Origin of the sequence: Exiguobacterium sp. KKBO11 (genome assembly GCF_001644945.1) — a bacterium.
Classification (GTDB): Bacteria; Bacillota; Bacilli; order Exiguobacteriales; family Exiguobacteriaceae; genus Exiguobacterium_A; species Exiguobacterium_A abrahamii.
The window spans coordinates 174,288-186,668 of sequence record NZ_LUCU01000044.1 but is presented as its reverse complement, the minus strand read 5'-3'; the positions used below and the strand labels follow the sequence as shown (position 1 = coordinate 186,668).

Below are 12,381 nucleotides of genomic sequence, written 5' to 3'. Positions count from 1 at the left end.
GAAATCGAATGAAGCATCGCATCGTGTTTCGAGGAGAAGAAGACAGTATATCGTGGGACATCTTACACGTGTATCCAAAGCAAGGTGAACTAACGATTCAGATGACGGGACAAGATAGTAAACACGACATTTCAGTTTCATTCGACGAATATGATCTGTTCATCCGTGATTTTGCCCATGTTCATGAATCGTTACAGGGAGAAGTCGTATTTGAGCAGGGCGTGATACGTCTCCGTTTACGATATGACCGGCTTGGTCGTGTCTTCATCAGTTGGTCTGACGGACAAACGAGTCATCAGTTTCGCAGTGATCAAAGTTATTTAAGTGAGGCATTGGCACAGCTTGGTGTGTACTAAACTAGACACAGTAAAAGTAGAAGGGACGACTTTGGGTATTGCACCCGAATGTCGTCCCTTCTTTTATTTAGTGTGATGAAAGAGGTTGATGTAATGGTGTGTTGATCAAGTTGAAGCAAAACGCAATCGTTTGTTCATATTCGGATAACGGAATCGACTCATCGACTTGATGCGCGAGACGGAAATCATGGAAAGAAGCAATCGCGATTGGGAATGCTTTTTTTGCTTGGCTGAACATCGCACCATCCGTTCCACCTGGAATCGCGATTTTTCGTGGTGTCACGCCGCTGACCTGCTCCATCGTATCTGCGACCTGCTGCAAGAAAGGCGCTTGTTCATCGGTTTCACAGGAAGGAATATCCTTGATGACGATCACGCTCATATCAAAGTCAGGATCTTCTGCAACAAGTCGACGCTCGATATCCGTAAAGGCAGCAAGAACGTCCGCTCGACCGAATCCCGGAATCGTCCGGATGTCCATATAAAACGAAGCCTGACTCGGAACGACGTTTGGTCCTTCGCCTCCTGTTATGGATGTGATTGACGCCACGACCGGACCGAGTGCCGAGTGATGATTCGTCGTGATCGAAAAACGCTCCGACTTCACTTCTTGGATGACGCGATATACGTCATCAATCGCATTACGTCCAAGTTGCGGGGCAGAGCTATGTGCACTTTTCCCACGGCATGTTACTTCAATCCCAACGACCCCTTTTTGTGCATAACCGATCATCCCACTCGTCGGTTCTGTGATCAGTAGAGCATCTAAATCATCCGCATGCCCTTGTTCCGTCAAATGCCGAGCTCCTGTCATGCCATTTTCTTCATCGGATGTAATCAGAAGTTTGACGGTGTTCGGACGGTTTTGACGTTCCTTGTATTGAATGAGCGCTTGCACCATCGCCATGACACCTGACTTCATATCCGAAGCCCCACGACCATAAATGCGTCCGTCTTCGATTTCACCACCGTATGGATCTTTCGTCCAGCCGTCTCCTTGAACAGGAACCGTATCGAGATGACCAGATAGCCCGAGTACGGAAGGGCGTGAAACCTCTTCACTCGCAGGAACGGTCGCGACGAGACAAATCCGTTTAGGTGAGACTTCGATCCATTCTGTCGAGATGTGATGATCAATTAGTACATCGTACACATAACGTGCAACGGCTTCCTCTCCGTCCGTCGGATTAACGCTTGGAATTTGAAGACATCGTTGTAAGTAAGTAATTGCTGTTTGCATAAGTATTTCCCCCTTTACCTATCCTGTACCCTGATAAAAATACTTCAGGGAGGTAAACGAATTCGGAAAATAATTTACGGAGCTGAACGTCTTGAGATAAAAGAAAACGGTGCAACCAGAGGGTTACACCGTACCTTGCTCATTCACTTTTTTCTGCTTCGTCTTTCCACTTCGAATCAATCAACATCTCTCCCGGCCATGTATAAGCCATGATGCCACCGTCTGCTGTGATATCTTCACCTGTGACATATGAGCTGTCGTCAGAAGCGAGGAAGAGGGCGACCGTTGCCATCTCGCGTGGTTTACCGAGTCGTCCGAGTGGCGTAATCCAAGCGTTCGCATCGCGGAACTGTTTGCCTTGCTCTTTTTCTTTTTCACCGACAAGTGTATCGATGAGTGGTGTTTCGATTGTTCCTGGTGATAACGAATTGACACGAATGCCATGACGCGCATAATCGATTGCCATCGCGCGCGTGAAGTTCGCAATCCCACCTTTCGCTGCGTTATAACCGGATCGGTTCAAGTCAGCTGCGCGACCAGACATCGATGACGTATTGATGATTGAACCACCGTTATCAAGCATGAGTGGAATCAAGAATTTACTGACGAGGAATGTACCGCGCAAGTCGACCGCGATGATCCGGTCGAAGAGATCGATTGGATACTCGTGGACTTTCCCGCCTTGTTCATCGATTCCGGCATTGTTGAAGAGGATGTCGATCGTACCGTATGTCTCTTTGACGTGCTTCGCAAGTTGCTCGACACTCTCGACGTCTGAGACATCGACATGGACGGCTTCCGCTTTCCCACCTTGTTGTGTAATCTGTTCTACTGTTTGTTGTGCTTTTTCAAGTGAGACATCGGCACAGACGACCGTTGCTCCCTGTTCTGCGAAGACAAGTGCAGTCGCTTGTCCAATCCCTGTTGCCGAGCCGGTAATGACAGCTACTTTTTGATCGAGTCTACCCATTGTTAAATCCCTCCTAAGTCGTATCGTTCACCTTATGAAACATTCCCGGAGAAATGGAGATTAAACCCATCGATGCGTCTAGTGATAGAGGATAGGGGGTACATCTACAACAGCACAATCGCTGTATAGAGGGAGATGAGAACGCTGACATCCGATCAATGGCAACTTGCCAAAAAATTATTACACGAAGCCGTCCAGTACCAAATAACACTCGAGAAGAGTGCATTCGCAAGTGAATTGATCGACCAAACGACACCGGTCCTCTGGTTTGGTGATGCGACGCGTAGCAGTTGGGTGACGATCGCGACGAACCCATCTCGATCGCAGTTTTTAGACCGAACAGGTACATTACGATTTGCCGAGCATGGTCCGCTTTTCATACGTCCGAAGTCGATGGCATGGGAGGATTATCTGCAGGAGAAAACGCTGACGGATTCGATCCGGCGCTTCAATCGTTACTTTAAACAACCAAATGTGTACCGGACCTGGTTCGGTCGACCAGGTGGCGGTAAGCTCGAAGGATTCTTGAACGGACTCGGTGCGTCGTTTTACGAAAAGACGTTTGATCCAGTCATTCACTTGGATTTTTTCCCGTTTCCGACACACCACTACATGGGAGCGATCAAAGAACGCAGCGTGTTGGAAGATAGTCCATTCGGTCAGACATTTTTGTTACGCCTGCTTGAACTGTTTTCGATAAAAGGAATCATCCTGCTCGGTAAGGAGCACACGGAACGATTTGCGAAGCTCGAACCAGATATCGATTGGACAACCTATCGACCAACGGATTATCCGGACGCGATTTTTCAAGTCGGCTTCTCGTCACGATTTCAGGTACCCGTCGTCGGACTCCACTTCAAACCGAGTGAGCAGTTCATCGGTCTCGGTAATCGAAAGGATGAAAACGGCGTTAGCCATGGCACCTACGGGTCAGCAGAACACTTACGTCAAATTGGAATGATTGTCCTTGAAAAAGTTACGACATACAGTGCAAAAGGAGATTGACAGATATTTCGAACTCCCTAATAATAGGAGGTGAATTAGCACTCTATATGATTGAGTGCTAAAAAAGGGGAGGCAGAATGAGCATGGAAACGAAACAATTTAAGGCGGAATCAAAACGATTGCTGGAGATGATGATTCATTCCATCTATACGCATAAGGAGATTTTCCTGCGCGAATTGATCTCGAATGCAAGTGACGCCATGGATAAGATGTACTACAAAGCATTGACGGACGAGACGATTTCGTTCGAAAAGGAACACTACAAAATTACGATCGAACCAAATAAAGAAGCGCGTCAACTCATCATTCGTGATACGGGAATCGGAATGACGAAGGAAGAACTAGAAGACAATCTCGGTACGATCGCAAAAAGTGGATCGCTTGCCTTCAAGGCAGAGAATGAAGCACAAGATGGTCATGATATCATCGGTCAATTCGGTGTCGGATTCTATTCTGCCTTCATGGTCGCAGACGTCGTCACTGTCGTTACAAAACCGTTCGGCAGTGCGGTCGCTTATAAATGGGAATCGCGCGGTGTCGAAGGTTATACGATCGAGGAAGTCGACAAGGAAACCGTCGGAACGGAGATTACGCTCCATATCAAGGCGAATGAGGAAGAAGAATCGTATGACGAATACCTCGAGACGTATCGTTTGCGCAGTATCATCAAAAAATACTCAGATTTCATTCGTTATCCGATCGAGATGAAGGAACTCGAACGTCAGCCGATCGAAGGCAGTGACGAGACGGAAGAGGTCGAAGTCGTCAAGACGATCAACAGCATGGTGCCGATCTGGCGGAAGAACAAACGGGAATTGACAGACGAGGACTATAAGAACTTCTACCAAGAGAAGCGTTATGGTTTCGACACACCAGCGAAACACATTCATATCAGTGTCGACGGCGCTGTTCGTTATCAATCGATCTTATTCATTCCGGAGCAAGCGCCGTACGATTATTATTCGAAGGAATTTGAAAAGGGTCTTGAACTCTATGCCAACGGTGTCTTGATCATGGAAAAATGCAGCGACTTGTTGCCGGATCACTTCAGTTTCGTCAAAGGGATGGTCGACTCGGAAGACTTATCGCTCAACATCTCGCGTGAGTTACTGCAGCACGATCGTCAATTGAAATTGATCGCGAAAAACATCCAAAGTAAGATCAAGACACAACTCGAAGCACTTCTGCGCGAGGATCGTACGAAGTACGAAACGTTCTATCAAGCGTTCGGACGTCAGCTGAAGTTCGGTATGTATAATGATTACGGCATGCATAAAGAACAGGTGCAGGACCTCGTCCTCTTCTACTCAGCCAAGGAGAAGAAGTTGATCACACTCGCAGAATACGTCGCAGCGATGCCGGAAGATCAGGCACATATCTATTACGCTGCTGGTGAGAGTACGAATCGTCTGGATAAATTACCACAATCCGAGCTCGTTCGTGATAAAGGGTATGATATCTTGTACTTCACGGAAGAGATCGATGAGTTCGCGATTCAGATGCTCGTGACGTATAACGAGAAGACGTTCAAGTCGGTCACAAGCAGCGATTTAGGGATTGAAGCAGCAGAAGCGGAGACGACGGACGCACAAGCAGAGATGTTCCAAGCTATGCAGGAAGTGCTAAGTGGACAAGTCAAGGAAGTCAAAGCCTCAACGCGTCTCAAATCGCATCCCGTCTGTTTTGCGACGGACGGCGCCGTCTCGATCGAGATGGAGAAAATCCTGAAGGCGATGCCGAATAACGAAGGGGTAGAAGCGGTCAAGATTCTTGAATTGAATCCGTCACACGCAGTGTTCCACTCTCTTGAAACGGCATATCAAAACGATCGTTCGAAGTTCGAGCGCTATACAAAACTGATGTATCAACAAGCATTGCTTGTCGAAGGGCTTCCACTCGAGGATCCAGTAGCGTTCGCGAATGATGTGTGTTTATTGATGGTATGAAACGAATAGATGTAAAAAAGGCATTGGATGCGCGCATCCAATGCCTTTTCTCGTACAGTGTTACATTAATCTGTTTGTAAATCAGAAGCAGTTTCACCTTTTTTTGAGAGAACGTTCAAAACGACGACAAAGAGTACGAATGTAACTAAGGCTCCGATGAAACCGAAGACTGAAGACTCGGTGAAACCGATGACTAAATAACCGACTGCCGCAGTAACAGCACCGACTAGCGCATACGGTAACTGTGTCGCAACGTGATCGATGTGATGGGATCCAGCCCCTGTCGAACTTAGGATTGTCGTATCGGAAATCGGTGAACAATGGTCACCGAAGACAGATCCAGCAAGAACAGCAGCAAGCGTCGGTAACAAGAGTGAGGCATCAACAGCCATGACGAGATCCGCACCGATTGGCAACATGATTCCGAATGTGCCCCAACTTGTTCCTGTTGAGAATGCCATCAAGCCGGCAATCAAGAATAATAAGAATGGCAAGTACGAAGCAGAAATCGAGTTGCTGACGAAGCTCGCGAGATAGTCACCGGTTTTCATATCACCGATGACAGCGATGATCGTCCAAGCGAATAACAGAATCACGACTGCTGGCCACATCGAACGCATACCAGCGACAATACTTGCACGGTAATCGCGGCCCGGAATTTTCCGACCGATAAGCATCAGGAAGGCAACGATCAAACTAATGACGACACCTGTGACGAGGGAACGGGTGACGTCCGTTGCCTCAAATGCACCGATTAAAGTAAACGGGCGGTTGTCGGCTGCAAGTGCCTGAGCACCTGTTCCGAGTAACGCACTGATCGTAGCAATGACGAGAACGACGATCGGAACGACGAGATCCCGAACTTTTCCGTTCGTATGTTCGTTGACCTCTTTTGCCATTCCCATCGGTGTTCCTTTTGACGCATCAAAAAGTTCACCATTCGCGGCACGGCGTTCATGCTGTTTCATCGGTCCAACAGAGACGCCAGAGTAAGCGATGTAAAGTGTTAAAAGTAATGCGAAAATCGCATAGAAGTTCATTGGAACGATCATCATAAAGGCACTAAACGCTGAGTAATCCGTAATCGAGTGCGTCGTTAAGATACCGGCGATGATAGAGATGATGAATGCGCCCCAACTCGAAAGCGGACTGATGACACAAACAGGCGCAGCTGTTGAGTCAATCAAATAGGCAAGCTTCGCACGTGAGACACCACGGCGATCCGTTAACGGACGACTGACGTTGCCGACAGCGAGACTATTGAAGTAATCATCGATGAAAATTAGGATACCGAGTCCGAAGGCAACTAAGCGTGCACCACGCGCTGTCTTGACGTGCGTAGAAGCCCATTCACCGAAAGCGCGAGCGCCACCTGATGTCTGAATCAATGTGGAAAGGACGCCGAGCAATAACAAGAAAACAAGTAATAAGACGTTCCACTCGTTTAAGGCACCGTCCGCCCAAAAGAGGCTGAAGATGTTCTTGCCGAGATAGGTTACCGTATCGATCGGGTTAAAACGGTGAAGTAACAGGGCACCGACGAGAATGCCGACACCTAACGAAAGAACGACCTTTCGGGTAAAAATGGCTAATAAGATAGCTAGTAAAGCAGGTACAAGGGCAATAATGGAATCTGAATAGTTGACCATGAAAAATATCCTCCTCTTTAATAAATGGCTTAAAGATGAGACCCCGCGGCACAAAAAAAGCAAGGGCACCGGCAACAAAGCCGACACCCTCGCTGGATGCGTCTTTCTTAGCCGAATTGGAGCGCTCCATACAATTGTTATGTATGGCAATCGATCGGGTGTTTCCCGAATCGACCAACGACGATATGCTCGACACATACTGTCATTTCGGCGATGTCACCTTTCCTGTAGTCGTCTTCGTTGTCATCCTCGGACCAAGTACTGATTGAAATCGCGCCTCTACCTCATCGATAGAATAGTCATATTCTGTTCTTATGGACACTTTATCATGTATTTCAGAAGCGATTCAACCATATATTCTGATAATTTAAGATAAAGTTGTTTATTCAGCAAAATATTGAATGAGCTGTTTCATCAAATAGGCTTGGTTTTCCTCGAATTGTTTTTTTCGATGACCGTTCGCGCCAGATGGGTGGGGGAATCCGGAAAGAAGCTGATGCTGTTCGATTCGTCCATCATGAATCAATCCACGGACTTGCGTCTCGACGACCCGACCGAGCGGAAGCAATAACGCTGGTTTTTGTAACTGATTGATCTCAGCGACGAAGTGTTCTTCCGCGTAGTGCCTTAATAAAGGGCTACGATTGATCTTCGGTTGATGACCCGAGTAATTCTTTTCGCGATAAAAGACGGGTTGCTTTAACAGTGACGTTGGATGCAATAATTTCTGATGTTGATGAAATAAGCTAGCCGTCGTCTCGATTCCGAGCAATGCTGGAAGCTCGAGTGTATCAAGCATCTGGACGAGATTACGTCGCATCGTTCCAGCAAAGCTTGCTGTATATTTGACGAGGCGTGCCGTCTCTTCTAATGAAACACCATGATGGAGGGCATCCGTCGCTTCTTCGAAAGCGATTCGCATCTGTTCAAAACCTGGTGTGATCCCGATGATGACGACTTTTGCTTCAGTATTGACATATTCGCCAATCGGAGAGTAATAGACGGTCAGCTCGTTCTCCTGTTGCAATAAAAAATCGTCCGTCCATAATTCATCACGTCGTAACGTACGATCGTCAGGTAAGCTACGAATGGCTTGTTCAAATATAGTTAATGAATTCATGAAGGACCCTCTCTCTCTGTAATGGCACTATGATAACAAATAATACCATTTGTGACAATTCGACCCTTTCACTATTTGTGTATAGGTATATAAAAAAGGACTCGATACGAGTCCTTTTCGTGCATCATGCGCGTTCTTTGACCGAAGCGACTTCATATGTCAGAATCTCGCTGCCGAGCATTGGCGATTCTCCTGCCTCACTACTCGCAGGTCGACTATGTGACGCTTTGAAATCGTCACTCTCCCGCCACGCTTGAAAACTCTTCATATCTTCCCAGTGCATGTTGACGTTCATTTCATCGTGTTCTTCGATGTTTTGCGTCAATAAGACCTCAACACGGATGAATCCGTCCATCGTATCAAGTCCACTTGGACGTGTAAAACGAGGAGCGAGAGCTGCAGCCATCCCTTTTTTGACTTTAATCCGGTTCGTAACGACGATCATCATAAAATCCCCTTTCAAAAAACGAGTAACGTACTTCTTCAGTATAGTACGATGAGGGAAAGAATGCCGGAAAGAAGGAACAAAAGACGATGAATGAACAGGAATATGATCAACGATTACGAATTGAGACCATTGAGATGCAACACCTTTATGGTGTGTTTAGTCACTACAATCGCTATGAACCGACGCCTTATGCGGCACTCAGCGAATTATGCGAAACCTATCCGTTTCAAAAAGAGGATATTGTCATCGATTTCGGGTGTGGGAAAGGGCGTTTAAACTTTTACTTACACGATCGTTTTGACTGTTCCGTCATCGGAATCGAGATGAACGGACAATTTTACGAGGACGCACTTCGGAATATGGCGAACTACCAAAGTCGACGGAAGCGGCGTTCCGGAAGTTTGCGATTCGAACAGACGTATGCCGAGCAGTATACCATTCCGGATGAGGCGAATAAGTTTTATTTCTTTAATCCATTCTCTTCACAAATTTTCATGAAAGTGATCGATCACATTTTAAGTTCGGTCGAACGTTCCCCGCGTTCGGTTGATCTCATCTTGTATTACCCGACCGATGAATACCGGGAGTACTTGGAGCGCCATACCGTATTCGAGCAAATCGATGAGATTCGATTACGAGACCTCTATGAAAAAAATCATGACGAGCGGTTCGTCATCTATCGCTTTGATCCGAACAAACTGCTTCAAAACGGGTATGAATACAGTGAGGAAAGAAATAAAAGATAGGGAGGTCGGATGATGATCCGTTTGGAGCATGTGACGAAGGAATTTGCGCCGGGGCGTGGGATATTCGATGTCAGTTTTACAGTTGATCCGGGTACGATATTCGGTTTCATCGGACCAAACGGATCTGGAAAATCAACGACACTCCGACATTTGATGGGACTACTGGCGGCGGATGGTGGAAAGGCGACGATCGGTGGTTTTGATTGCTGGAATCAAAGTAAAGAAGTGAAGAAATTGGTCGGTTATTTGCCAGGGGAGATTAGTTTACCTGGAGACATGACGGGAGCAGACATGCTGGATTTGATGCAACGACTACACGGTAGCGATCCGGCACGGCGACAACTGTTGTTGAAACGATTTCCTTTTGAGACGAAGACGAAAATCCGCAAGATGTCAAAAGGGATGAAACAAAAATTGGCACTTGTCGGTTGCTTCATGAAGGATGCACCCGTCTATCTACTTGATGAGCCGACCAGTGGACTCGATCCTTTGATGCAAGAGCGTTTTTTAGAGTGGATCGAACAGGAGAAGCATGCTGGAAAAGCGATTCTAATGAGTTCACACCATTTTCCGGAGATGGAAAAATCGTGCGATCGAGCGGCTTTAATCAAAACAGGGCGCATCATCGTCGAATCGGATATTCATGAGTTGGTTCGATCGAGTCGAAAGACGTACACGATCGTCTTCCGAACGGAGGTGGAAGCAGCACAGTTCGCGATGCAAGTCGGTGTTGAACCGAAGCGGACAGAAGTCAGTTTTCAAACGGATGAGACGCTGAGCTTGAATCAGGCGATCGCTTATTTAACGCAGTACGATGTACGGCTGATTCGTCCGTCAGCAGATGATTTAGAACAGGTCTTCTTGCATTATTATGGAGAGGAGGAATCGTCGTGATATTGCTGATCCGCTCTTTATTCAAGCAGGTTAGAAAGCCCGTGCTTGCTTATGCGATTGGAACGAGTCTCTACTTATTGATGCTTGCGTTGCTTTATCCATCGATGATGAAGACCGGTTTACTAGAAGCAAAACTAGAAGCGTTACCTCCAGAAGTCTTAAAAGCATTTCAATACGATAAGGTGACAGGGTTCGAGAATGTACTGGATCTGCTCGGGGGAAACTATTATGGACTGATTTTTCAAGTCATTGCGAGTCTATTCTTGCTCTCATTAGCAGCGCGACTCGTTGCGCGACCAATCGACAATGGAGAGCTGATCGTCTATCTCGCAGCCCCGATCACCCGGAATGCGTATACGTTTGCTGTTGCGATCGTCATGGGTATCGCAAGTATGGTTCTCGTAGGACTGAATGGACTTGTCTTGATGGTATCCGACTGGTGGATGACAGATATTTCGATCAATGACGTCATCTTATGGCGGATTCAACTCAATGCGCTATTGTTACTCTTCGCGATCGGTGCCTTTACGTTATTCGTTGCGACGTTATTTGACGAAGAACGTCGTGCTTTTTCGCTTGCTGGTAGTGTGCTTGTCCTATCGATCGTCTTGACGATTCTGTCGGAACTAAGTGACAAGACGGAGTGGCTCCGTTATCTATCCGTCTTCTCCTTATTCAATACGACGCAATTACTAGAAGGAACGGATCATTTTCTTCTTCATTCCATTCTTTTACTTGTCCTCTGTCTTGTGTTCTTGACTGGAGCAGTTGTTCAATTCGGACGTCGGAGTCTGTCGATTTGATCGAAAGTGGCGCAAAAACTTTACAGAAAGTGAACATTTAGGATTTGAACGTTGCGTCACGCGCTGATTTTTACTAAGATAAAGGAATGTTGTAGTTCTGGAAAAAGAAATGAGGTCTTTCGAAATGAATAAACCATCCATTTATGGATTAACGCTTGAGCAGATGACAGAATGGTTATCGAATCAAGGGCACAAACCATTCCGTGCCAAACAAGTATGGGATTGGCTCTACCGTAAACGTGTCACGACTTTCGCGGAAATGACGAATGTCAACAAGGATTGCCTTGAGTTGTTAGATCAGAGTTTTACGATTGACTCGATGACAGAAGCGGTCAAGCAAGAATCAGCAGACGGAACAATCAAGTTCCTTTTCAAATTATATGATGGCAACTTGATTGAAACGGTTTTGATGCGTCATAAATACGGTCTTTCTGTCTGTGTTACGACACAGGTCGGCTGTAACATCGGCTGTAGCTTCTGTGCAAGTGGTCTTATCAAGAAGAGCCGCGACTTGTCAGCAGGCGAAATCGTTGAGCAGATCATGAACGTTCAACATCACCTCGATGCAGTCGGTAACGAAGAACGTGTCAGCCACGTCGTCGTCATGGGTATCGGTGAACCGTTCGATAACTTCGACAACATGGTTGACTTCTTGAACGTCATCAAGGACCACAATGGTCTTGCGATCGGTGCACGTCACATCACGGTTTCAACAAGTGGTTTGGCAGACAAGATCTACAAGTTCGCTGACTTGAAACTCCAAGTCAACTTAGCCATCTCGCTTCACGCACCAAACAATGAATTGCGTACGCAAATCATGAAAATCAACCGGGCGATCCCGCTTGAGAAATTGATGCCAGCGATCGATTATTACGTTCAAACGACGAACCGTAAAATCACGATCGAGTACATCTTGCTTCGTGGCGTCAACGACCAAAAAGAACACGCAGTCGAACTCGCAAAACTGTTCGAAGACAAACGTCACCTGACGTATGTCAACTTGATTCCGTACAACCCAGTCGATGAGCACGGTCAATATCAGCGCAGTACGTCTGAAGATATCACGACGTTCTACGATACGTTGAAAAAGAACGGCTTGAACTGTGGTGTTCGTCTCGAGCACGGAACAGACATCGATGCGGCATGTGGTCAATTACGTAGTAAGCAAATCAAAAAAGATAAAGTAGCATCCAAATAATTCGTT

12 protein-coding genes and 1 riboswitch are annotated in these 12,381 nt (G+C 46.6%); of the genes, 7 read left to right on the top strand and 5 right to left on the bottom strand.

Translation table 11 applies throughout. From position 1 onward, the window contains the following. The first annotated feature begins 8 nt into the window (after window positions 1-8). A complete protein-coding gene (locus AYO36_RS13675; protein WP_064300747.1) occupies window positions 9-356 on the top strand; it encodes a WapI family immunity protein in 348 nt (115 codons plus the stop codon). A gap of 67 nt (window positions 357-423) precedes the next feature. Here the strand turns inward: AYO36_RS13675 and AYO36_RS13670 are convergent, their stop codons facing one another. Beyond that, window positions 424-1,596, bottom strand: coding sequence for a M20 family metallopeptidase (locus AYO36_RS13670; protein ID WP_064300746.1), 1,173 nt, complete (start codon window positions 1,594-1,596; stop codon window positions 424-426). A 139-nt stretch (window positions 1,597-1,735) separates the two neighbouring features. Further along, window positions 1,736-2,566 carry an SDR family oxidoreductase gene (locus tag AYO36_RS13665; RefSeq protein WP_064300745.1) on the bottom strand — a complete coding sequence of 277 codons (831 nt, stop codon included), beginning with the start codon at window positions 2,564-2,566 and terminating at the stop codon, window positions 1,736-1,738. 135 nt (window positions 2,567-2,701) lie between these two features. On the opposite strand from AYO36_RS13665, the gene AYO36_RS13660 reads away from it, so the two are divergent. Further along, window positions 2,702-3,571 (top strand): PDZ domain-containing protein, encoded by an 870-nt coding sequence (locus tag AYO36_RS13660; RefSeq protein WP_064300744.1) that lies wholly within the window; start codon window positions 2,702-2,704, stop codon window positions 3,569-3,571. An 83-nt stretch (window positions 3,572-3,654) separates the two neighbouring features. Further along, on the top strand, window positions 3,655-5,517 hold the full coding sequence (htpG, locus tag AYO36_RS13655; protein WP_064300743.1) for a molecular chaperone HtpG: 1,863 nt from the start codon (window positions 3,655-3,657) through the stop codon (window positions 5,515-5,517). A gap of 65 nt (window positions 5,518-5,582) precedes the next feature. On the opposite strand, the gene AYO36_RS13650 is transcribed toward htpG, so the two are convergent. From AYO36_RS13650 to AYO36_RS13640, 3 genes are all read right to left on the bottom strand, one after another. Beyond that, window positions 5,583-7,166, bottom strand: a complete 1,584-nt coding sequence (locus AYO36_RS13650) for a Na+/H+ antiporter NhaC family protein (RefSeq protein ID WP_064300742.1) — start codon at window positions 7,164-7,166, stop codon at window positions 5,583-5,585. Between the two features lie 111 nt (window positions 7,167-7,277). After that, window positions 7,278-7,456, bottom strand: a riboswitch (Lysine riboswitch). Between the two features lie 92 nt (window positions 7,457-7,548). Beyond that, window positions 7,549-8,286, bottom strand: a complete 738-nt coding sequence (locus tag AYO36_RS13645; protein ID WP_064300741.1) for a uracil-DNA glycosylase family protein — start codon at window positions 8,284-8,286, stop codon at window positions 7,549-7,551. Window positions 8,287-8,410: 124 nt separating this feature from the next. Beyond that, the gene (locus tag AYO36_RS13640) at window positions 8,411-8,731 is read right to left on the bottom strand and encodes a heme oxygenase (protein ID WP_064300740.1); all 321 of its coding nucleotides are present in this window, start codon (window positions 8,729-8,731) and stop codon (window positions 8,411-8,413) included. A gap of 89 nt (window positions 8,732-8,820) precedes the next feature. Here AYO36_RS13640 and AYO36_RS13635 point away from each other — a divergent pair, with 89 nt between their 5' ends. The 4 genes from AYO36_RS13635 (at window position 8,821) to rlmN (ending at window position 12,375) form a co-directional block, all read left to right on the top strand. Then, entirely contained in the window at window positions 8,821-9,480 is a 660-nt protein-coding gene (locus tag AYO36_RS13635; protein WP_064300739.1) for a methyltransferase, read from the top strand. A 9-nt stretch (window positions 9,481-9,489) separates the two neighbouring features. After that, complete coding sequence (locus tag AYO36_RS13630) at window positions 9,490-10,374, top strand: ABC transporter ATP-binding protein (RefSeq protein WP_231884720.1); 885 nt, start codon at window positions 9,490-9,492, stop codon at window positions 10,372-10,374. Next, a complete protein-coding gene (locus tag AYO36_RS13625; RefSeq protein WP_064300737.1) occupies window positions 10,371-11,177 on the top strand; it encodes an ABC transporter permease subunit in 807 nt (268 codons plus the stop codon). The genes AYO36_RS13630 and AYO36_RS13625 overlap by 4 nt, the downstream gene beginning before the upstream one ends. Before the next feature lie 124 nt (window positions 11,178-11,301). Then, complete coding sequence (gene rlmN, locus AYO36_RS13620) at window positions 11,302-12,375, top strand: dual-specificity RNA methyltransferase RlmN (RefSeq protein ID WP_023469793.1); 1,074 nt, start codon at window positions 11,302-11,304, stop codon at window positions 12,373-12,375. Window positions 12,376-12,381: the final 6 nt, after the last annotated feature.